Origin of the sequence: Kitasatospora sp. NPDC059827 (assembly GCF_042731675.1) — a bacterium.
Classification (GTDB): Bacteria; Actinomycetota; Actinomycetes; order Streptomycetales; family Streptomycetaceae; genus Kitasatospora.
In genome coordinates, this window is the sequence record NZ_JBHWIV010000082.1 from 1 (window position 1) to 20,974 (window position 20,974).

Genomic DNA, 20,974 nt, shown 5'->3' on the forward strand with positions numbered 1-20,974 from the left:
GTCGGTCCCGTTCCGAGGGGCTTTCGCTCCCTCGTCCGTTCCCTCCCGGGCGGCGCAGAAAGAACATTACCCGACGTCTGCCCTGGCTCCAAAATTGGCCGGGCCGCCGAAACCAGAAGCGAGATCCACCCTTTGCTACGAATGGAGTAAAAGTGGACACTATTGGAATTAATCAATTTAATTTTCTCTGCACCGCCGGACGTGTCCGACGTGCAGAGAAAAAGAACTGACCTCTACGCCTTCGACTCACTCATCACCTCACGGTCCCGCCGGGTCCGCTTCGGGAACAGTCCCAGCTCTACGTTCGTGGCCACGCCGAAGACACCGCGCAGGGCATCACGGACAACCGCATCGGGCCAGCGGATCACGCCACGCTCTCATCGGCTGATCACATTGGCGTCAATCGGCGACTCACGGCCGGTCGCGGGCCTTGATCCGAGACGAAGCCTTCGTAGATCCTCGCTGGTCATCCGAGGCCGTCTCTGCGGTGCCGTTCGTGAGGGCCAGACAGCCTAGTGAACTGCCTACAGGATCGCCCTGCCCCTACCCTCGCCGCAGGCGTTTGATGGTTCTCAGTCGCCCGGGGTGATGGGCCGGTTACGCCCGTCACCCCGTCGCTGCTTCGGCAAAGGCCGAAGCGGCGACGACTCCTGCGTAGGAAGTCGGCCAGACCGACTTCCTACGCAGAACCCAAGAAGCCGGGTTCAACGACAAGTGGATTACCTAGCCATTCCGCCCCGCCGCGATGCGATCACGGCGGGGCGGAACCTTCACATGGCGCCACCCAAGAACCGGTGAGAAAAGGGTCGGCCTTCCCACTCTCCCCTCCCCTCCCCTCCCCGAAATCACAGAGGCGACGGCGGCCCCTGCCAAGTTTGACCGGGGCCGCCGAACCGACAAGCGCACCCCGCCCATGCCGGCGGTGTGCTGGGTGGTGGTCATCTCGTCCTCTCGATCCATGGTGTGCGGCGCCGAGTGGGAGTGCTGCGCAGGAAGTCGGTGGGATCGACTTCTGGTGCTTACGGGGTGGTGGTGTGGATGGTCGCTTGGCTGCGGCAGTGGGTGAGGGCGGTTTTGATGCGGGGGTCGGGGGTGGGGGTGGTGGTGAGGAGTTCACCGGCGGTGATGAGGGTGGTCCAGTACTGGGTGGGGTTGCCGGTGGTGGGGCGGGGGTGGGCGGCGGTGAGGGAGAGGTAGGCGGCGGTGAGGTTGCCGGTGGTGAACCAGCGGGCGAGGCCGTGTTGGTGGCCGGGGCGGATGCCGCCGAGGGCGTCGATGGCGGTGAGGAAGTGGTCGACGACGGCGAGTTCGGTGGCGGTGAGGTCCTTGGGGACGTCGAAGACGCCGAGGGCTTCGAGGAGTTCGCCGGTGTCGGCCTCGGTGCCGGGGCGGGGGTCGGCGAGGAGGGCGTCGTAGCACTCGTTGAGGCGGATGGTGGTCTCGGCGAGGGGGATGGCGAGGGCGAGGCAGACGGCGCGCGCGGAGGGGAGCGGTTCACCGGTGCGGCGGGCGAGGATCGCGTAGGTCTCGGCGGGGGTGTGGCCGCGGTCGAGGGTGTGCCGGGCGAGGGTGGGCAGCGGAGGCAGCATCGGGAGCGGGCTTTCAGACGAGGGCGAAGGCGGGAGCGATGAGGGCCCAGACGAACTTGCCGACCCCGCCAGCCCTGGGGCAGCAACCCCAGCGCTCGGCCAGCTCGTTGACGAGGAACAGCCCGCGTCCGCGCTCCTCCTCCAAGGAGGCGGAGCGGACGGAGGGCCGCCCGGATCCGGCGTCGTGGACTTCGAGGCGCAGAAGGTCGCCGCTGACGGCGAACCGGATCTCGATGAGGCGGTCGTCGGGGGCGTCGGCGTGCTGGACAGCATTGGCGAAGAGTTCGCCGAGGAGAAGTTCGGCGACATCGCAGTAGCGGTCACCGGCGGGGAGCGCGCAGAGGTAGGCCCGGATCAAGTGCCGGGCCAGGGGCGTGGATTCGACGCAGGAGCCGAGACGGGCGGCGAATGTGCGGGGGCGGTGGGCAGTGAGCATGGGGTCCTCGAAAGGGAGAGGAAGCAGCTGAAAGGCTGCCGCATCTGTCACGCTCGAATCGTCGGGCACTCTGACGGGACGTCATACCGCGTTTTCGGGACGTTTAGGACGTCTGGCTGCTAGACCTTGAAACGTCCCTAACGTGGAAGGTCGGTCGGTGAACAGCCCGCTCCGTGACGCAATGGCCCGTGCCAACATGACCTCGTCCAGGCTCGCGCGTGTGTGCGGGGTCGATCCCAAGACCGTCGACCGGTGGCTCGCCAACCCCTCGCGCGAGCCCCATGCTCGACATCGCTCAGCCGCCAGTAAGGCCCTGGGTGAGGAGGAAGCCGTGCTCTGGCCATCCGTACAGCAACTCGTGAAGTCAGGGCCAGATCGGGAGCTGGTGCAGATGTACCCGTACCGGTCGGCAGCGCCGGCTTCGCTGTGGCGCCAGTTGATAAGGGGGGCAACTCGGGAGATGACGTTCGCCGGGTACACCAACTACTTCCTGCGGCTGGAGCACGCGAACTTCGGCGGCCTGCTACGGCAGAAGGCGGAGGCCGGCGTCCAGGTTCGCTTCATTCTTGGTGAGCCCGGACATCCGGTCACCCGCCAGCGGGAGCCGGAGGAGGGCGTACCGCTGAGCCTTTCGACCCGGATCGAGGTCACCCTGTCCGAGCTGGCCAAGCTACGGGACACGCCGATCGAGGCGCGATACGAGACTGCACACGTCTCACTGAGCGTCTTCCGCTTCGACGACGACATGATCGTCACACCGCTGCTGCCGGGTAGGATCGGCCATGACGCTCCGATGATGCACCTCAGGCGGGCCCAGGACGATGGCGTGTTCGATCGCTTCGCGGGCCACATCGAGGACTTGTGGGCGAAGGGGCGGGATGTATCGGTCCCGGCAGCAGAGGTGGTGGATCGTGCCCAGGCGTGATTACGAGGACGACCCGAACGCCCCCAAGGCGAACTCGTTGGTCCCGGCCGCTTCCGTCGTCGTGGTCGACGGCGCGGGCCGCGTTCTGCTCCAGCGCCGGACCGACAACGGGATGTGGGCCCTGCCCGGCGGCAAGATGGACATCGGTGAGTCGCTCGCCGGTTGCGGCGTCCGCGAGACGCGCGAGGAGACCGGCATCGATATCGAGATCACCGGGATCGTCGGCACTTACACCGACCCCGGCCACGTCTTCGCCTACGACGATGGCGAGGTCCGCCAGGAGTTCTCGATCTGCCTCCTCGGACGCCCGCTCGGTGGGGAGTTGCGGGTATCCGACGAGTCCCACGAGGTGGCGTGGTTCACCCCGGCCGAGACGGACGGGCTGCCGATGGTGTCGAACATCCGCAAGCGGCTGGCCGACTGGCGCTCCGGGCAGATCCCCGTGGTGCGCTAGCCACCTTCGGCCATACCGCTGGATCGCTTCGGGTGCCGTCAGGCAGACCTCACCGTCGTCTGTCCCTCCCAGCTGCGGATTCCCCCGAATGGTTGGCACTCCGTGTAGCGACTGTGCTACTTTCCGCATCATCAACAGAACATAGAAGACCCCGGCGGTGGTGGAACACCCCGGGGTCTGGCACCAGGAGCTGACACTCCCCATGCAGATTCATCGTAGCGCCCACGCGCGCTGTTTCACCGTACTTCCGAACGGCCTCCTCCAGGACCGTCGCCTCAGCTACACAGCCCGGGGCCTCCTCTCCGACCTCCTCTCCCGTCCCGACGGCTGGCGCGAGGACGGGCGGCACATGGCCGACAGCAGCCCGCAGGGGCGCGGCGCCGTCCGCAGGGCGCTCAACGAGCTCAAGGAAGCCGGGCACTACCGGGTCGAGACGGTCCGGATGCCCGACGGCACGCTCCGTACCGACGTGCACGTGTACGACACCCCGCAGCGCCCGGCGTCACCGAGTGCCCGTTCCTCGGACTCCGGTGAGCCCGAGGCCGGTCCCCCTGACAGCCCTGTAGTAAAGGACCCGGGAGAAGTACCCACCCTCCCCGCCCAGTTGACGCGCGCGGACGAGCAGACCCGCAGGGCGGTGTCCGCACTCTTCCGCGCGATCCGTCCCGAGCCCCGGCTGCGCCTCGGCGAGGCCGAGGCGCAGCAACTGGCACCGCTCGTCGCCCAGTGGCTGGAACGCGGCAGCACGGCGGCCGAGTTGGCCCACGCCCTACTCCCCGGCCTGCCCTCGCCGCTGCACTCCCCGGTGGCGATCCTGCGCGACCGTCTCCAACGCAAGCTGCCGCCCACCCGAGCACCGCGGGCCACACCCGCGGAGTGCGCCAAGTGCCACGACCCTGTGCCCCGCCCCGGCATCTGCCGCCCGTGCGCGGGCCTCGGCGGCACCAGAACCGTCGCGATCGGTACCGGCGCCGCCGCCACACCCAACGGCGCCGCCCGGGCCCGGGCGGCTCTGCGCGGGGGCGGGGCGGTCGCCACGGCATGACCACGGTGCGTGTCCGCAGGGCGGGGCTGCGGTTACTGCGCGACAAAGCCCGGCCCCGAAGAACTACGCTGTCCGCCGTGACAGAACGGCTGCCGCTCTTCCCGCTGAACACCGTGCTCTACCCGGGCCTGGTGCTGCCCCTGAACGTCTTCGAGGAGCGTTACCGCCGACTCGTCGCCGATCTGCTCGAACAGCCCGAGGACGAGCCGCGCCGCTTCGGCGTGCTCGCCATCAAGGACGGCCGCGAGGTCGCCCCGGTACGGCCCGCCGAGGACGGCCCGGCCGGGCCGCTGGACGGCCTGGGCACCGCCACCGGGGACCCGCTGGAGGCGGTCTACCACATCGGCTGCGTCGCCGACGTCTCCTCCGTCCAGCCCCAGCCCGACGGGCGCTACGAGCTGCTGGTCACCGGCACCACCCGGTTCCGGATCAGCTCGGTCGACGTCGGCGGCCCGTACCTGACCGGTGAGGTCGAGCCGGTCGAGGAGCGCCCCGGCGAGGGCTCCGGCGCGCTCGCCGCCGAGGTCGAGCGGGCCTTCCGGGTCTACCAGAAGCGGCTGGCGGGAGCCCGCGAGGCCAGCACCCACGGCCGCCAGCAGCTCCCGGACGACCCCCAGGTGCTCTCCTACCTGGTCGCCGCCGCCTCGGTGTTCGAGACCCCGGTCAAGCAGCAGCTGCTCGCCTGCCCCGACACCGCCCAGCGGCTGCGCACCGAGCTCGACCTGCTGCGCCGCGAGAGCGCGGTGCTCAGCTGGCTGCCCTCGCTGCCCGCGGTCGACCTCACCCGCCAGTCGTTCAGCCCCAACTGACCCCAGCGAGACCGACCCCACCGAGACCGACCCTGACGAAACCCCACCGACCCGAGGCACCCGCGCATGGCCAAGAAGCCGAAGAAGGGCGGCCAGGGCACGCCCGCGACCGTCGCCCTGGAGACCGCCGCCGTCCCCTACACCGTCCACGCCTACGCGCACGACCCGGCCGCCGCCTCCTACGGCGGCGAGGCCGCCGAGGCCCTGGGCGTGGCCGCCGAGCGGGTCTTCAAGACCCTGGTCGCCGACGTGGACGGCACCCTCACCGTCGGCGTCGTCCCGGTCGCCGGGCAGCTCGACCTCAAGGCCCTGGCCACGGCCGTCGGCGGCAAGCGCGCCGCGATGGCCGACCCGGCCGCCGCCGAACGCAGCAGCGGCTACGTCCTCGGCGGCATCTCCCCGCTCGGCCAGCGCCGCCCGCTGCGCACCGTGGTCGACGCCAGCGCCCTCACCCACCCCACCGTCTACGTGTCGGCGGGCCGCCGGGGCCTCGAAGTGGAACTGGCCCCCGCCGACCTGATCGCCCTCACCCGCGCCCGCACCGCCCCGATCGCCCGCTGAACGAACAGACCGAACAGACCGAACAGACCGAAAGAACCCCCCGCGCCCCGAAAAGGGGTACGGGGGGTTCTCCACGAGGCGCAAGGCCCCGGCCGTACCCGGCGAGCCGACCGGTAACGGCCGGATGACGGGATTTTCAAGGGCGGCAAAAATCTTCACCGGGAAAGAGTGTGCTTTTCTCGGACATTCCTTACCCGATCAACCACATCTGATAAGGCGTCACGCCGGCGGAAATTGCGGACCGCTCCACCGGTCGAGTAGATGTTCCCGTCGGCATGCCCGTCCTGGCAGATCCGTCCCGGCATGCCCGTCACAACCCCAGGGGGACCTTCCACATGCGCAACTCGCGCAGACGCGCGCTCTACGCGCCCTTCACCATCGCCGCCGTCGTCCTCGGGGCGACCGCCGTCCCGGCGCACGCGGACGACCTGAAGCTCACCTTCTCCGGATTCTCGAACTCCACCGTCCAGATCCCGACCAAGCCTGCGCAGCCAGGTCGGGGCAGCGAGAACCTGCACATAGAGCTCGGCCGGATCGGCTCGGGCACCGCGCACGACGTGAAGGTCGTGTTCGACACCACCGATCTGGCCGGCGTCGCGGACCTGACCGTTCCCGGTTGCGCGACCGCGGGCAAGACCATCACGTGCGACCAGCGCGAGCTGAACTTCGACCGGATCAACCTCCTGTACAACCCGTGGCTCAGTGCTGTGCAGGGGGCGACCCCGGGCAGCCACGGAGTGCTGCACCTGAAATTGACGGCGTCCAACGCGCAGAGCGCGAGCCGGGACGTCCGGGTCGACGTCGGCGGGCCGGACTTCAAGGCCAAGCCGCTCGCCGACCAGAACAACGTCAAGCCCGGCACCGTGCTGACGCCGTCGGTGGAGTTCGCCAACGTCGGTGACCTGCCGGCCGGCAAGGTCGTGGTGGCCGTCGACGCCATCTCCGGCATCGACTTCAAGCAGCGCCCGTCGAACTGCGAGTTCGCGTCCGAGCCGGACGGCGGCTGGGGCGAGAAGACCTGGCCCGGTGACTCCATCGCGATCTGCACCGTGGACACCACGGTCGCGCCCGGTCAGGTGGTCGCCCTGGACGCGCTGCAGCTCGGCATCACCGACAGCGCCTGGTACACCTTCGCGGACATCACGGTGTCCCCGACCGAGGACGCCCAGTTCTCCGAGATCTCGGACTGGCGCAAGCGGCTGACCTTCCAGCACGGCACCGGCCCGGCCCTGACCGTGAAGCCGGCCAACGACCCCGGCCTGCTCAGCGCCCCTCGCACGAGCTACGACAACCGCGTCGAGCAGAACGTGCTGGCCACGAACACCGCCGACTTCTCCGCGCTGGGCTCCTGGAAGCCCAACGGCGACAAGCAGGGCACGCTGTCGGTCGGCTTCCGCAACAGCGGGCCGGCCTCGATCTTCTACCGCAGCGGCGACGCGGTCGTGACCGTCCAGGCCGCGATCCCCGCCGGCGTCACCGTGACCAAGGTGCCGGACGGCTGCCGACCCAAGACCTGGGAGAACGGCAAGCAGGTCGCCCACCCGGACAAGTACCTGTGCGAGTCCCCGATCTGGGTGGCGAGCGGGCTGGAGAAGGTGTTCCCGTTCGGGCTGTCGATCGAAGCCGGCACCACGCAGCCGACCGTCCAGGTGACGCTCCAGGACCAGGACAGCCTGTACGGCACCGGCGCCACGATCGCCAAGCTGTCCTTCGAACCGGACCCGTCGCACGAGTCGGTCTCGGTCCAGCTGGGCACCAAGGCGAGCGGCTCGATCCCCGGCCCCGTCCCGACCTCGGAGCCCTCGCAGGGCCCGACGCCGAGCAGCCGCCCGACCTCCGCCCCGCCGATCGCGCGGCCGACCGCCACGCCCTCGACGCCGGGCCAGAGCCCGAGCACGACGGCCTCGGCCACGAGCACCGCCTCCCCCAGCGCCCACGCTCCGAGCGGCGACCTCGCCCACACCGGTAGCGATGGCACGCTCCTGATCGCGGGCACCGGCGCGGCGGCCATCGCCGTCGGCGGCGCGCTGTTCGTGGTCGCACGCCGCCGCAAGGCCGCGACCCACCGCTGAGACCCGACGAGGGCGGGGACCGAGTACCGGTCCCCGCCCTCGTGTGCGTGCAGGTCAACGGATGGCGTCGGTTGGCCTACCCGGCCTGTACCCGGCCGTCGACCCTCCGCCCCGCTCACGCTCTCAGCCCTGCCGCCGCCCCTCCGGAGCCGCGTCCACCGGCCGCACGTCCGCCGGTGTCTCCACCGGAGCGACCTGCCCGGCGTCCACCGGCGTCTCCGCAGGAGGCCCCGCAGGGTCCCCGTACGACCCCGCCGGCACCCCCCAGTACGGCGGCGGGTCCTCCTCCCGCTTCCCGAACGCCGCCGACAGCGCCAGCAGCACCACCATCGCCGCCATCGGCCACACCAGCAGCGCGCCCATCGCCCCCAGGTCGATGCTCGCGTCGAAGTGCCCGCCGTTGCCGACCCGCCGGGCCTCGCCGATCAGGTTGTCGCTCGGCCCGAGCCAGCGGCCGAGCTTCCAGGCCCCGTACGAGCCGAGCAGTCCGCCGATCGCCAGCCCCAGGGCGACGGCGATCCCGCCGCCGCGCTTGCGGGTGACCAGGAAGGCCCCGAGCGCGGTGAGGATGCCGGCGCCCAGCCCGATCAGCACGAACACCGCGTCGGCGCCGGCCCGCTGCTCGCCCTCGGGGTCCACGTAGAGGATCCGGTCGCCGTCCACGACCAGCGGCACCTTGGGCGCCAGCCAGGCCCACAGTCCGGCCATCACCAGTCCGGCCAGCAGGCACACCAGCACCACCCCGGCCCCGATCCGCAGCTCGTCCGGCACCCGGTGCACGCCCGCGGGCGGCGCGGCGGGCAGGCCGGCGGGCGACTCCTGGTCGGAGGCCGGCGGCGGTGCGAACGGGTCGGGTACGGCTCCCGGCTCGGCCGGCACGTCGGCGCGGGCGGGTTCCGGAGGTGTGTTCGGTACGGTCACGGGTCCCATCGTTTCACGACGTCCGTCCGAACGGCCGCACCGCCCACCGCACCGCCCACCCGGCAAGATCCGGAAGGCGGCCCCTACCGCGCGACGGCCCGCCGGTACGCCCAGGTGGCCAGGGCCAGCGACACCACGCCCACCCCCGCGCAGACCCCGAGGTCGGCGAGCACCATCCCCCAGTCCGGGTCCGGCGCGAAGGTCCGCGCGAACGCCTCGACCCCGTACGTCGACGGCAGCAGGTCGCGCAGCCACAGCACCGGCTGCGGCAGGTGGTCGACCGGCAGCACGCCGAGCAGCAGCGCCGCCGACATGCCGAGCTGCCCCAGCATCGTCGCGATCTCCTGCCGCGGCGCCAGCAGCCCGCAGGCCGCGCCCAGCCCGGACAGCGCGGCCCCGGCGAGCGGTACCACGGCGAGCAGCACCCACAGCTGCCCGAGCGGCAGCCCGAACATCACCGCGCCGATGCCGGCCGTGACGAGCGTGCCGGGCAGCGTGAACGAGGCGTACGCGGCTGCCGCGCCGAGCACCACCGAGGCGGCCGGGACGGGCAGCGTCGCGTAGTGGTCGAGGCCGCCGGTGGCGCGGAGCTTCCCGAAGTACTGGGCCAGCAGGTTGAGCGCGACGAACGCCACCACCAGCACGCTCGACCCGGCGACCACCGACCGCGCCGCCGAGGTCTGCCCGCCGTCCACGACGCCCCTCATCATCACCAGGATGCCGACGGACTGGAAGGTGGCCACGAACAGCAGCGGGATCCGCGCGACCTTCGCCCGGGTGAGCTGCGCCCGGTACACCGCGGCGAGGGCGGGCAGCAGCCGGGCGGCGGGGGCGAGCGGGGCGGCGCCGGCCGTGGACCGGCCGGTCTGCGGGGGCACCGAGAGCAGCGTCACTTGGCCAGTCCTCCGTGGCGGCCGCCCAGCTTGAGGTAGGCGTCCTCAAGGCTCGGGGTGGCGAGGGTGAAGTCGTCGAGGGCGGCGAAGGCCGGGCCGGTGGTGACGGCGGCGACCAGTTCGCGGGCCTGCTCGGGGGTGGTGCGGACGGTCCAGCGGCGTCCGGTGCGTTCGGCGCGCGCGGCCAGTTCGGCGACGGCGGGGACGCCGATCGGCGCCTCGTCCCGCCAGACCAGGTCGAGCCGGACGTCGCCGTCCACCAGGGCCTTGAGTCCGCCGGGCGTGTCGCAGGCGATCACCCGGCCCTCGTCGATCACGGCGACCCGGTCGAGCACGGTCTCCGCCTCGATCACGTTGTGGGTGACCAGCAGCACCGTCGTCCCGTGCTCGGCCCGCCGCCGGTCGACGGCCGACCAGACGGCCCGCCGGGCGACCGGGTCCATGCCGGTGGTGGGTTCGTCCAGGACGAGCAGCGGCCGCTCCCCCACCAGGGTGGCCGCGAAGCAGGCGAGCCGCCGCTGCCCGCCGGACAGCTTGGCCAGCGGCCGGGCGGCGATCGGCTCCAGCCCGAGTTCGGTGAGGACGTCCGCGGCCGCGCCGCGGGCCGCCGCGCGCGAGAGCCCGCGCAGCCGTCCGGTGGTCTCGGCGGCCAGCGCGACGGTCAGCTCGTCCAGCGCGGTGGATTCCTGCCCGAGGTAGCCGAGCAGCCGGGCGGCCCGCTCCGGGTGCCGCACGATGTCGTGCCCGAGCAATTCGACGGTGCCGGAGTCCGGCCGCAGCAGGCCGGTGAGCTGGCGGACGAGGGTGGACTTCCCGGCGCCGTTGGGGCCGAGCAGTCCGAAGACCTCGCCCGCGCGGACGGTCAGGCTGATCCCGTCGTTGGCCCGGATCTCGGTGGCGGTGGCGCCGCGTCCGGTGCGGTAGGTCCGGACCAGTTCGCGTACGGCGACGCACGGCGCGGGGGTGTCCTGGGGTGCTCGCCCGGCCGTCTCTTCCACGACCGGAGACTTTACGCGCTCACACGGGCGAACCGGACAACGGGGGCCGATCGCCGAGGCCCGATCGCCGGGGGAAGCCAGGCGGAAGCCGGAACCCGCCGGGGCGCGTCAGTCGTCCACCACCATCGACCCGCCCGGGACCCGGACCGCCAGTTCCTTCCAGAACCCCGCCCGGATGGCGTAGCGGTCGTGCTCGTCGATCTGGTCGTCCTTGTGGGCGAGCAGTCCGAAGCGGGCCGCGTAGCGCAGCAGCTCGCCGTCGACGCGGTGCGGGATGCGCGGGTAGTCGGGCCAGAGCAGGGTGAGCCGTTCGAGGTCGCCGAGGCGGTCGCTCCAGCGGCGGGCGAAGACCTGCCCGACCTCGTGGGCGTCGCCGCCGATGGTGGTGATGTCCTCCTCGCGGTCGGCCCAGCGCTGCTCGGCGGTGGTGAGCTGGGCCAGCGTGGGCAGGCCGTCCCCGGCGGTGACGGAGGGCTCGGGGGCGGGCCGGTCGACCCAGCCGCGGTCGGAGGACCACCGCAGCACCGGTCCGCCGGCCACCTGCCCGTTGGTGGCCTGCCCGGCCGCGGCGTGTCCGTTGGCATGCCCGTTGACGTGCCCGTTCGCCGCCGCGGTGATCGGGGTGACGGCCGAGACCCGTCCGGCGAGGTCCTTCGGGGTGGGCACCACCCGCAGGGCGGCGGCTGGCTGGGGCCGCCCGTTGACGGCGGGCTCCTCGGGCACCGCCTCGGCGGCGGCCGGCCGCACGCCGGGGGGCGCCACGCTGGGCAGCGGGGCCGGCGGGGCGGCGAGGATCTTGGCGATCTCCTGCCGGGCGCCGCCCGTCCCGGGCGCCGGGAAGACGGTGGAGTGGTCGCGCAGCGAGAAGGACCCCTCGATCCACTCGCGGTCCAGGACCCGCCGCTCGTCGGCCTCGCCGACCAGGTCCTCGGACTGGTTGAAGTCCCCGTCGGCGGCCTGCAACGCCCACAGGTGCACGGCCACGCCGTGCTCCTTGGCGGTCATCATGCCGGGCAGCAGGTCCCCGTCGCCGGTGATCAGGACGACGTCCGCGCAGGCCCGGTTGCGGGCGAGCTCGGAGAGTTCGGCGTGCATCGCGGCGTCGACGCCCTTCTGCACCCAGCGCCCCTCGGCCCGGGTGAGGGCGCCCAGCCGCACGGTGACCCGGGGCAGCACCCGCAGCCGCCGGTGCTCGGGCATCGGGCGGCGGTCGGGGGCCGCGTCGAACCAGTAGATCCGCAGCAACGGCAGCCCGGTCTCGGCCTCGGCGCGTTCGCGCAGGGCGCTGATCAGCGCGGTGTGGTCGACGGTGACCTTGGAGCGGGAGGGGTCTCCGGCGAGCAGGCTGGCGGCGGCGCCCAACAGGTATCCGGCATCCACCAGGACGACACAGCGGTCCATCCGCGCACCTCTTTCCGCTCGCCCTCGATGGTCGGTCTGGGTGGGCGGTCCGCCCGTCGACCCGGCGTGCGGGGTGAGGGGCCCCCTGACCGCCCGATCGTTGGGTCACCTTTTCCCCCAGGTTCGGGGCCCGAACCTCGGCGGATGTCCCGGTCACGCAACAGCCGCCCCAATGAGTCGCAAAGAAACACGAAGGCGGGCCCCGTTCAACGACGGGGCCCGCCAAACGTCACGCCGGGTTGACCCGGGTCAGCCCTTGAGGCCCTTGAGGCGGCCCTTGAGGCCCTACAGGCCCTACAGGCCCTACAGGCCCTTGAGCTCGGCGGCGACCAGCTCGGCGAGCTGGACGGCGTTGAGCGCGGCGCCCTTGCGCAGGTTGTCGTTGGAGACGAACAGCGACAGGCCGTGCTCCACCGTCTCGTCGGCCCGGATGCGGCCGACGTAGCTCGGGTCCTGGCCGGCGGCCTGGAGCGGGGTGGGGATCTCGGACAGCTCGACGCCGGGGGCGGCGGCGAGCAGCTCGGCGGCGCGCTCGGGGCTGATCGGGCGCTCGAAGCGGGCGTTGATCTGCAGCGAGTGGCCGGAGAAGACCGGGACGCGCACGCAGGTGCCGGCGACCTTGAGCTCGGGGATACCGAGGATCTTGCGGCTCTCGTGGCGGAGCTTCTGCTCCTCGTCGGTCTCGTTGGAGCCGTCCTCGACGATGGAGCCGGCCAGCGGCACCACGTTGAAGGCGATCGGCCGCCGGTAGACCTTGGGCTCGGGGAACTCGACGGCGGAGCCGTCGTGGGCGAGCGCGGAGGCGCCGTCCACGACCTTGGCGGCCTGGTCCTGGAGCTCGGCGACACCGGCGACGCCGCTGCCGGAGACGGCCTGGTAGGTGGAGACGACCAGGGCGGCGAGCCCCGCCTCCTCGTGCAGCGGGCGCAGCACGGGCATGGCGGCCATGGTGGTGCAGTTGGGGTTGGCGATGATCCCCTTGGGGCGGTCGGCGATGGCCTCCGGGTTGACCTCGGAGACGACCAGCGGGACCTCGGGGTCACGGCGCCAGGCGGAGGAGTTGTCGATGACGACGGCCCCGGAGGCGGCGACCTTGGGGGCCAGGGCCTTGGAGGTGGAGCCGCCGGCCGAGAAGATCACGATGTCCAGGCCGGTGTAGTCGGCCGTGGCCGCGTCCTCGACGGTGACCTCGGTGCCCTGCCAGGGCAGCGTGCGCCCGGCCGAACGGGCCGAGGCGAACAGCCGCAGCTGCTCCACCGGGCCGAGTCCACCTTCACGACCAGCCCGCTCCGCCAGGATCTCGCGGACCACGCCGCCGACCTGGCCGGTGGCACCGACAATGCCGATCTTCATTCCGACTACTCCTCTGGATGGTGCTGTCTACAGCCGCACTCTGCCCATCATGCCTTGTCACGGGCACCGCACGACCAGGTATTCCACGGTGTGAGAGGCGCCCCGGACAACCCTCAGTGGTCCAGACCATTGGCGAGGGCCAGCGCGGCCGCGACCTCCGCCTCCCCGGCCGGCAGCAGCGGCAGACGTACGTCCGGGGTCGGGATCCGCCCCTGGGCGTGCAGCACGCCCTTGGTCACCGTCGGGTTCGGCGCCGTGAAGGCGGACAGCGCCAGCCCGGTCAGCCGGTGCCCCAGCTCCCGGGCCCGCTCGACGTCCCCGGCCCGCCAGGCCTCGTACAGCTCGACGAAGCGGGCGGTCGCCAGGTGCGCGGAGGCGAGGATGCCGCCGGCCGCGCCCAGCGCCAGCATCGGCGACAGGAAGGCGTCCTCCCCGGTGAGGAAGGCGAACCCGGCAGGGGCCTCGGCGAGCAGCTCGGCGGCCGTCTGGTCCAGCCCGCCGGTCGCGTACTTGACGCCCACCACCCCGTCGATCGCGGCCAGTTCGCGCAGCGCGGCGGTGGAGAGCTGCTGCCCGGTGCGGTACGGGATGTGGTAGACGACCAGTGGCAGCGGGCTGCCCGCGGCCAGGGCCCGGAAGTGCGCGACCGTCCCGGCCTCACCGGCCCGGACGAAGGCGGGCGTGGTGACCAGCGCGGCCGCCCCCGGCACCCGCGCGCCGAGCGCGGCCAGCGCCTCGCCGACGGCCCGGGTGTCGCCGCCGGAGGCACCGACGGTCAGCTGCGCCCCGCGCGCGGCGCAGGCGGCCGCGGCGACGTCCACCACCGCGTCCCGCTCCTCGGCGGTGAGCGCGGCGGGCTCGCCGGTGGTGCCGAGCGCGACCAGGCCGGCCGCCCCGGCGTCCAGGACCTCGTGCGCGAGCTTCTCCAGCGCGTCGAGGGCGACGGAGCCGTCGGCGGCGAAGGGGGTGATCAGGGGGACGTGGATGCCCTTGAGTTCCATACCGACGATCCTGCGGTCCGGTGATCGCCCGGGTCCAGTTCACATTTGTGACGCTTCTCGTAAGCTGGGCCGATGCTCGATGTCCGACGACTGCGCCTGCTGCGCGAACTCGCCCACCTCGGCACCATCGCGGCCGTCGCCGAGGCCCTGTCGTTCAGCGCCTCGGCGGTGTCCCAGCAGCTGTCCGTCCTGGAGAAGGAGGCCGGCGTCCCGCTGCTGGAGCGCACCGGGCGGCGGGTCACCCTCACCCCGGCCGGGCGGGGCCTGGTCCGCCACGCCGAGTCCGTACTGGCCCTGCTGGAACAGGCGGACGCCGAACTCGCCCACGCCAAGCGGGGGTTGGCCGGTCCGCTGCGGATCGGCACCTACCCCTCGGCGGCCCGCGCGATCATCCCGGCGGTGCTCGCCGGGCTGGCCTCCTGGCACCCGGGGCTGGAGCCGATGGTCACCGAGGTGGACCCGGCGGCCGTCGGCGCGGCGCTGCGCGCGGGCGAGCTGGACGTGGCGCTGGTGCACGAGTACGACCTCGTCCCGGCCGACCCGGAACCGGGCCTGGCCGTGACCCGCCCGGTCTTCACCGAGCCGATGTACCTGGCCGCCCGCGCCCCGGCGGTGCTCGCCGAGCAGCGCGGCGCGCCGTGGATCACCTCCCCGCCGGGCACGCTCTGCCACACCATGGCCGTCCGCGCCTGCGAGGCGGCGGGCTTCGCGCCCCGGATCCGGCACCAGATCGACGACTTCACCACGGTGCTCTCACTGGTCGCCGCGGGCCAGGGGGTGGCGCTGGTCCCCCACCTGGGCACCGCCCAGCCCCCGCCCGGCGTGGTCCTCACCCGGCTGCCGATGTACCGCCGCACCCGCGCCGCCTTCCGGGCCGGCGCGGGCTCCCACCCGGCGATCTCGGCCTTCGTCTCGGCCCTCCACACGGCCGTCCCGCCGGGGCTGGGCAGCGGGGCCTGACGAACGCCCGGCCGCCCCGCCGCCCCGCCACCCCGCCGGCGCCGCTAGACCACCAGGCAGCTCGGCCCGAGCAGCTGCTTCAAGTCACCGAACAGCGCCGGGTCGGACTTCACCCGGTGCCGGTCCAACCGCAGCACCGTGGTCTTGGTACGCCCCTCCAGCCGCACCCGCACCTCGGTCGTGCCCTTGTGGTGGGTCAGCACCTCGCTGAGCCGGGCGACCAGCGGCGGGGTGACCTTCCCGGACGGGATGTTGATGACGATCGGCGCCTCGGCGTGGGCGTTGGAGAGGTCCGGGGCGGACAGCTCCATGCCCATCAGCCGCGGCACGTCCTCCCGCTTGTCCAGCTTGCCGCGCACGAACACCACGGCGTCCTCGACGAGTTGGGAGGAGACCAGCTGGTAGCTCGCCGGGAAGAACATGCAGTCGATCGAGCCCGCCAGGTCCTCGACGGTGGCGATCGCCCAGGCGTTGCCCTGCTTGGTCATCTTCCGCTGGAGGCCCGAGATGATGCCGCCGATGGTGACGATCGTCCCGTCCGGGCGCTCCGCGAGGTCCGCGACCGCGCAGTCCGCCTTGTCGGCGAGCACGTGCTCGATGCCGTGCAGCGGGTGCGAGGAGACGTACAGGCCGAGCATCTCCCGCTCCTGGGTGAGCAGGAAGGACTTCTCCCACTCCTCCTCGGAGAACACGACGTCCAGTCCGAAGCTCGGCTCGTCCGAGGCGGTGTCGCCGCCGAAGAGGTCGAACTGCCCCTCGGCCTCCTTGCGCTTCACCCCGACGACATTGTCGATCATCGGCTCGAACTGCGCGCTCAGGCCCTTGCGGGTGTGCCCGAGCGAGTCGAAGGAGCCGGCCTTGATCAGCGATTCGACGGTCCGCTTGTTGCAGACCACCGACTCCACCTTCTCCAGGAAGTCCGGGAAGGAGGCGAACTTCCCCTTCGCCTTCCGGGTGCGGATCATCGACTCGACCACCGGCCCGCCGACGTTGCGGATCGCGGTCAGGCCGAACCGGACGGTCTCGCTGCCGTGCGGCGTGAAGTCCGAGTCCGACTCGTTGACGTCCGGCGGCAGCACCTGGATGCCCATCTTGCGGCACTCGTTGAGGTAGACCGCCGACTTGTCCTTGTCGTCCTTGACGGAGGTGAGCAGCCCGGACATGTACTCGGCCGGGTAGTTGGCCTTGAGGTACGCCGTCCAGTACGAGACCAGCCCGTACCCGGCGGTGTGCGCTTTGTTGAACGCGTAGCCGGAGAAGGGGACGAGGACGTCCCACACCGCCTGGATGGCCGCGTCGGAGTAGCCGCGCTCGCGGCAGCCCTTCTGGAAGGGGACGAACTCCGCCTCCAGGATCTCCTTCTTCTTCTTGCCCATCGCGCGGCGCAGCAGGTCGGCCTGGCCGAGCGAGTAGCCGGCCAGGATCTGCGCGGCCTTCTGCACCTGCTCCTGGTAGACGATCAGGCCGTAGGTGGGCCGGAGCACCTCCTCCAGGGGCTCCTCCAGCTCCGGGTGGATCGGGGTGATCTCCTGCTGCCCGTTCTTGCGCAGCGCGTAGTTGGTGTGGGAGTTGACGCCCATCGGGCCCGGTCGGTACAGCGCGAGGACGGCGGAGATGTCCTCGAAGTTGTCGGGCTTCATCAGGCGCAGCAGCGAGCGCATCGGCCCGCCGTCGAGCTGGAAGACGCCGAGGGTGTCGCCGCGCGAGAGCAGTTCGTAGGTCGGCTTGTCGTCGAGGGGCAGATCAAGCAGGTTGATCTTGACGCCCTTGTTCTTCTCGATCGCCTTGACGGCGTCGTCCATGATCGTCAGGTTGCGCAGGCCGAGGAAGTCCATCTTGAGGAGGCCGAGGCCCTCGCAAGTGGGGTAGTCGAACTGCGTGATGGTGACGCCGTCGGTGTGCCGGGTCCAGACCGGGATGTGGTCGGTCAGCGGCTCCGCGGACATGATGACGCCGGCCGCGTGCACGCCGGGCTGGCGGATCAGGCCCTCGATGCCGCGCGCCGTGTCGATGACCTTCCGGACGTCCGGGTCGTTCTCGTACAGCCCGCGGATCTCGCCCGCCTCGCCGTAGCGGGGGTGGCTGCTGTCCGTGATGCCGGAGAGCGGGATGCCCTTGCCCATGACGTCCGGCGGCATCGCCTTGGTGATCCGGTCGCCCATCGCGTACGGGTAGCCGAGGACCCGGGAGGAGTCCTTGATGGCGGCCTTCGCCTTGATGGTGCCGTACGTGACGATCATGGCGACCTTGTCGGACCCCCACTTCTCCGTCACGTACCGGATCACGTCACCGCGCCGGCGCTCGTCGAAGTCGATGTCGACGTCGGGCATGGAGATGCGCTCGGGGTTGAGGAAGCGCTCGAAGATCAGGCCGTGCGGGATCGGGTCGAGGTCGGTGATGCCCATCGCGTAGGCGACCAGCGAACCGGCCGCCGAACCGCGGCCCGGGCCCACCGCGATGCCCTGGCCCTTGGCCCACATGATGAAGTCGGCGACCACGAGGAAGTACGCCGGGAACCCCATCTGGATGATGGTGTCCATCTCGTACTCGGCGAGCTTCTTGTGCTCCTCGTCGTACCCGTTCGGGAAGCGCCAGTCCATGCCCTCCCAGACCTGGGACTTGAAGAAGTCCGCCTCGGACTCGAAGCCCTCCGGGATCGGGAACCGGGGCATCAGGTTCCGGAACTTGAACATGCCCTCGGTGTCGACCCGGGAGGCGACCAGCAGCTGGCTGTTGCGGCAGCCCTCCTGCCAGGCGTCCGAGGAGTCCAGCGCGTACATCTCGGCGGCGGACTTGATGTAGTAGCCGGTGCCGTCGAAGCGGAAGCGGTCCGGGTCCGAGAGGTTCTTACCGGTCTGCACGCAGAGCAGCAGGTCGTGGGCGCCGGCGTCGGCCTCGGTGGTGTAGTGCGAGTCGTTGGTGACCACCGGCGGGATGTTCAGCTTCTTGCTGATCTCCAGCAGCCCGTCGCGGACCCGCTTCTCGATGTCCAGGCCGTGGTCCATCAGCTCCAGGAAGTAGTTCTCCTTGCCGAAGATGTCCTGGTAGTCGGCCGCGGACTTCACCGCCTCGTCGAACTGGCCCAGCCGCAGCCGGGTCTGCACCTCACCGGAAGGGCAGCCGGTGGTGGCCATCAGGCCGCCGGACAGCTCGGAGATCAGCTCCTTGTCCATCCGCGGCCACTTCACCAGCCAGCCCTCGGAGTAGGAGCGCGAGGTCAGCTTGAAGAGGTTGTGCAGGCCCTCCTTGTTCCGGGCCCAGATGGTCTTGTGGGTGTACGCGCCGGACGCGGAGACGTCGTCCCGCTTCTGGTGCGGCTGGCCCCACAGGATGCGCTTGGTGTTGGAGCGGGACTCGGGGGCGACGTACGCCTCGATCCCGATCACCGGCGTGATCCCGGCCTCGGTCGCCTGCCGGTGGAACTCGGCGGCGCCGTACATGTTGCCGTGGTCGGTCATCGCGACGTGGGTCTGCCCCAGCCGCTCGACCTCCTTGAACATCTGCTTCAACCGGGCGGCACCGTCCAGCATCGAGTACTCGGTGTGGACGTGCAGATGCGCGAACGGCTGATCGCTCAAGGCGGGGCCTCCGGAGGCTCTGGTGCTGATCTGGCGGGCCGGCGAACGCGCAGGTCACAGGGGGAGAAAGCCCTGGAAATGGAGGTGGCCCGGAACGCCTCTCGGGGTCCGGACCGTCACTCACGCGTTCACGCGTCCACTCTAGCCCGCCCAGCCCTCCGCGAGACGTCGCCCCGCGGCCGCCCGGACCTCCCCCTCCTCCATCGGATCGTCGCGCAGGTAGCACAGCCGGGCTCCCACCTCGGGCCGTTCCGGAGCGTGTGCGATCCCCGACAGCCGGGCACCGGATTCGCAGTCCCAGAGCGACTCGGTGAACGCCTCGTCCATCCCCGCCGACCCCAGCGCCGCCAGGGCTTCCAGGTACGCGGCCCGCTCGTACGAGTGCGGGGTGTACAGCCAGAACCGCCGCAGCAACGACACCGCCCCGCCCGCCCCCGACCCGAACCGCGCCAGCCCGCGCGCCAGATCATCCGGCCCGCACCAGTACCCGTCCACCCAGAGCCGCTCCAGCTCGGCGAGCAGGAGCGGCAGGTCGCTCTCGTCACCGTGATCGGCCAGCACCTTCATCCCCTGCCAGGCCAGCCACTCCCGGTCCGAGGCGGCCCACTCCCGGGCGGCCGGCACGGCCAGCCCGGCCAGCGGCTCCAGCGCCCGGCCCAGGTACGGCAGCTGGCGGGTGCCGTCGGCGGCGCCCAGCCCGGGCACCAGCTCGATCAGCGCGGGCTCCGGCGGGCGGCGCGACAGTGCGCGGAGCGCGGTCACCTTGACGCCCGCGTTGGCCGCCGGGTCGCGCAGCTGGTCCAGCAGGCTCGCGCTGTCCCGGTCCGGGCAGGGGTCCGGCGGCTGCTGCCGAGGCCGCGGAGCCGGGCCCTCCTCCTCCGGGACGTACCCCGGCAGTGCCGCCCGGGCCTGCTCGGAGCCGCCGAGGACCAGCAGCTCCAGCACGCCGGTCGCCCGGTCCCGGGTGTCTTCGTCCTCGGCTGCCAGCAGCCCGACCACCGGGTCGAGCGGCAGTTCCAGGTCCCGGAGCAGCCGCGCCAGGTACAGGTGCCGGTCGTCGACCTGCTGGTCCCAGCGCCACTCCCAGCGGACGCAGCCGTACACCAGCTCGGCGGCGGCCGCCGGGTCCTCTGCCGCCATCCGCGCCCCCAGGCCCCGGCCGCGCTGCAACAACCCCGGCAGCGTCCCCGCCGGCGCGTACTCGTATCTCCGCTCTGCCACGAACCCATCGTCCCCCGGCCCCCGCCGCCCCCACCCGCCGGGGGCTCCGAACGGCCTTGACCTCAAGTCGACTTGAGGGATGAAGCTGGTCCGCATGACCACCGAGACAGCCACCCGCGCCCAGGACCTCCGAGCCATCCGGAGCGTCGTCGCCACCGTCCAGCACACCCAGCGGGCCAAGGACGCCGAGGGCTTCCTCGCCCTCTTCCACCCCGACGCCCTGTGGACCACCGCCCACGGCAAGGTCCTGATCGGCCTCGACGCCATCGCCGCCTTCACCCGCGACGTCCTCCCCCGCGCCGACTGGGACGGCGAGGTGACGTACGAGGCCACCCACGTGCGGTTCCTCCGCCCGGACGTCGCCGCCGTCAAGGTCCGCCAGACCTACCACCACCCCGACGGCGACTCCGAGGGCACCCCGCTCTACGTCATGTCCCGCGAACCGGACGGCCGCTGGCTGCTCCACGCCTGCCAGAACACCACCGTGCACCCCGCCCAGGCCCGGCCGGCCTGAACGGACCCACACCCGGCGCCCGTTGAAACGGACACGGGGACGGCTTCCCCCCGGAGCGGGCGCAACGTTTCGCCCCTCCCACCGCATCAGAGTGGTGGGAGGGTCACGGGGAGGGAAAGGTCGCGCCCGCCGGGCGCATTGATTCGAGTACGCAGCAAAGAATTCCCCCACATTCATTGAGTTCGTACGCGATCCTCCATCCCTGAGCCCCACTCCCCATCTGTTGCAAGGCCGTGACAGTCC

At 71.7% G+C, this 20,974-nt stretch carries 18 protein-coding genes; 8 read left to right on the forward strand and 10 right to left on the reverse strand.

Annotated features, from left to right (window positions below; genetic code table 11):
- Positions 1–1,019: 1,019 nt before the first annotated feature.
- Positions 1,020–1,589 carry a hypothetical protein gene (locus ACFV8H_RS33750; RefSeq protein ID WP_380407518.1) on the reverse strand — a complete coding sequence of 190 codons (570 nt, stop codon included), beginning with the start codon at positions 1,587–1,589 and terminating at the stop codon, positions 1,020–1,022.
- A gap of 13 nt (positions 1,590–1,602) precedes the next feature.
- The gene (locus ACFV8H_RS33755) at positions 1,603–2,025 is read right to left on the reverse strand and encodes an ATP-binding protein (protein WP_380407519.1); all 423 of its coding nucleotides are present in this window, start codon (positions 2,023–2,025) and stop codon (positions 1,603–1,605) included.
- Between the two features lie 157 nt (positions 2,026–2,182).
- Between ACFV8H_RS33755 and ACFV8H_RS33760 the strand changes: the two genes are divergently transcribed.
- The 6 genes from ACFV8H_RS33760 to ACFV8H_RS33785 all read left to right on the forward strand — a co-directional run bounded on the left by ACFV8H_RS33760 (position 2,183) and on the right by ACFV8H_RS33785 (position 7,891).
- Positions 2,183–2,950 (forward strand): XRE family transcriptional regulator, encoded by a 768-nt coding sequence (locus ACFV8H_RS33760; protein ID WP_380407521.1) that lies wholly within the window; start codon positions 2,183–2,185, stop codon positions 2,948–2,950.
- Positions 2,937–3,404, forward strand: coding sequence for an NUDIX hydrolase (locus ACFV8H_RS33765; protein ID WP_380407522.1), 468 nt, complete (start codon positions 2,937–2,939; stop codon positions 3,402–3,404). Before ACFV8H_RS33760 ends, ACFV8H_RS33765 begins: the two co-directional genes overlap by 14 nt.
- Positions 3,405–3,606: 202 nt before the next feature.
- Positions 3,607–4,449: a hypothetical protein gene (locus tag ACFV8H_RS33770; RefSeq protein ID WP_380407524.1), complete on the forward strand. Its 843-nt coding sequence runs from the start codon at positions 3,607–3,609 to the stop codon at positions 4,447–4,449.
- Between the two features lie 68 nt (positions 4,450–4,517).
- A complete protein-coding gene (locus ACFV8H_RS33775) occupies positions 4,518–5,258 on the forward strand; it encodes an LON peptidase substrate-binding domain-containing protein (RefSeq protein WP_380407573.1) in 741 nt (246 codons plus the stop codon).
- Between the two features lie 66 nt (positions 5,259–5,324).
- A complete protein-coding gene (gene ybaK, locus ACFV8H_RS33780; protein ID WP_380407525.1) occupies positions 5,325–5,819 on the forward strand; it encodes a Cys-tRNA(Pro) deacylase in 495 nt (164 codons plus the stop codon).
- 335 nt (positions 5,820–6,154) lie between these two features.
- A complete protein-coding gene (locus ACFV8H_RS33785; RefSeq protein WP_380407527.1) occupies positions 6,155–7,891 on the forward strand; it encodes an LPXTG cell wall anchor domain-containing protein in 1,737 nt (578 codons plus the stop codon).
- Between the two features lie 123 nt (positions 7,892–8,014).
- On the opposite strand, the gene ACFV8H_RS33790 is transcribed toward ACFV8H_RS33785, so the two are convergent.
- The 6 genes from ACFV8H_RS33790 to ACFV8H_RS33815 form a co-directional block, all read right to left on the reverse strand.
- Positions 8,015–8,812, reverse strand: coding sequence for a hypothetical protein (locus tag ACFV8H_RS33790; protein ID WP_380407529.1), 798 nt, complete (start codon positions 8,810–8,812; stop codon positions 8,015–8,017).
- Between the two features lie 83 nt (positions 8,813–8,895).
- Entirely contained in the window at positions 8,896–9,705 is an 810-nt protein-coding gene (locus tag ACFV8H_RS33795) for an ABC transporter permease (protein ID WP_380407531.1), read from the reverse strand.
- Positions 9,702–10,703 (reverse strand): ABC transporter ATP-binding protein, encoded by a 1,002-nt coding sequence (locus tag ACFV8H_RS33800; protein WP_380407533.1) that lies wholly within the window; start codon positions 10,701–10,703, stop codon positions 9,702–9,704. Before ACFV8H_RS33800 ends, ACFV8H_RS33795 begins: the two co-directional genes overlap by 4 nt.
- 108 nt (positions 10,704–10,811) lie before the next feature.
- Positions 10,812–12,104 (reverse strand): NYN domain-containing protein, encoded by a 1,293-nt coding sequence (locus tag ACFV8H_RS33805; protein ID WP_380407535.1) that lies wholly within the window; start codon positions 12,102–12,104, stop codon positions 10,812–10,814.
- A 303-nt stretch (positions 12,105–12,407) separates the two neighbouring features.
- Positions 12,408–13,457, reverse strand: a complete 1,050-nt coding sequence (locus tag ACFV8H_RS33810) for an aspartate-semialdehyde dehydrogenase (protein WP_380407537.1) — start codon at positions 13,455–13,457, stop codon at positions 12,408–12,410.
- Positions 13,458–13,570: 113 nt separating this feature from the next.
- Positions 13,571–14,458 carry a dihydrodipicolinate synthase family protein gene (locus ACFV8H_RS33815; protein WP_380407539.1) on the reverse strand — a complete coding sequence of 296 codons (888 nt, stop codon included), beginning with the start codon at positions 14,456–14,458 and terminating at the stop codon, positions 13,571–13,573.
- Between the two features lie 72 nt (positions 14,459–14,530).
- Here ACFV8H_RS33815 and ACFV8H_RS33820 point away from each other — a divergent pair, with 72 nt between their 5' ends.
- Positions 14,531–15,418: a LysR family transcriptional regulator gene (locus ACFV8H_RS33820; protein WP_380407541.1), complete on the forward strand. Its 888-nt coding sequence runs from the start codon at positions 14,531–14,533 to the stop codon at positions 15,416–15,418.
- A gap of 44 nt (positions 15,419–15,462) precedes the next feature.
- On the opposite strand, the gene dnaE is transcribed toward ACFV8H_RS33820, so the two are convergent.
- Positions 15,463–18,996, reverse strand: a complete 3,534-nt coding sequence (gene dnaE, locus ACFV8H_RS33825; protein ID WP_375896188.1) for a DNA polymerase III subunit alpha — start codon at positions 18,994–18,996, stop codon at positions 15,463–15,465.
- A 141-nt stretch (positions 18,997–19,137) separates the two neighbouring features.
- Positions 19,138–20,217 carry a hypothetical protein gene (locus tag ACFV8H_RS33830; RefSeq protein ID WP_380407543.1) on the reverse strand — a complete coding sequence of 360 codons (1,080 nt, stop codon included), beginning with the start codon at positions 20,215–20,217 and terminating at the stop codon, positions 19,138–19,140.
- A 94-nt stretch (positions 20,218–20,311) separates the two neighbouring features.
- On the opposite strand from ACFV8H_RS33830, the gene ACFV8H_RS33835 reads away from it, so the two are divergent.
- Positions 20,312–20,731, forward strand: a complete 420-nt coding sequence (locus ACFV8H_RS33835; RefSeq protein ID WP_380407545.1) for an SgcJ/EcaC family oxidoreductase — start codon at positions 20,312–20,314, stop codon at positions 20,729–20,731.
- The last annotated feature ends 243 nt before the right edge of the window (positions 20,732–20,974 follow it).

What these genes read in the sequence shown, in the direction of transcription:
- ACFV8H_RS33820 (WP_380407541.1), top strand. Translation starts at nt 14,531, where the DNA reads ATGCTCGATGTCCGACGACTGCGCCTGCTGCGCGAACTCGCCCACCTC.
- ACFV8H_RS33785 (WP_380407527.1), top strand. Translation starts at nt 6,155, where the DNA reads ATGCGCAACTCGCGCAGACGCGCGCTCTACGCGCCCTTCACCATCGCC.
- ACFV8H_RS33810 (WP_380407537.1), bottom strand. Translation starts at nt 13,457, where the DNA reads ATGAAGATCGGCATTGTCGGTGCCACCGGCCAGGTCGGCGGCGTGGTC.
- ACFV8H_RS33805 (WP_380407535.1), bottom strand. Translation starts at nt 12,104, where the DNA reads ATGGACCGCTGTGTCGTCCTGGTGGATGCCGGATACCTGTTGGGCGCC.
- ACFV8H_RS33750 (WP_380407518.1), bottom strand. Translation starts at nt 1,589, where the DNA reads ATGCTGCCTCCGCTGCCCACCCTCGCCCGGCACACCCTCGACCGCGGC.
- ybaK (WP_380407525.1), top strand. Translation starts at nt 5,325, where the DNA reads ATGGCCAAGAAGCCGAAGAAGGGCGGCCAGGGCACGCCCGCGACCGTC.
- ACFV8H_RS33755 (WP_380407519.1), bottom strand. Translation starts at nt 2,025, where the DNA reads ATGCTCACTGCCCACCGCCCCCGCACATTCGCCGCCCGTCTCGGCTCC.
- ACFV8H_RS33815 (WP_380407539.1), bottom strand. Translation starts at nt 14,458, where the DNA reads ATGGAACTCAAGGGCATCCACGTCCCCCTGATCACCCCCTTCGCCGCC.
- ACFV8H_RS33770 (WP_380407524.1), top strand. Translation starts at nt 3,607, where the DNA reads ATGCAGATTCATCGTAGCGCCCACGCGCGCTGTTTCACCGTACTTCCG.
- ACFV8H_RS33835 (WP_380407545.1), top strand. Translation starts at nt 20,312, where the DNA reads ATGACCACCGAGACAGCCACCCGCGCCCAGGACCTCCGAGCCATCCGG.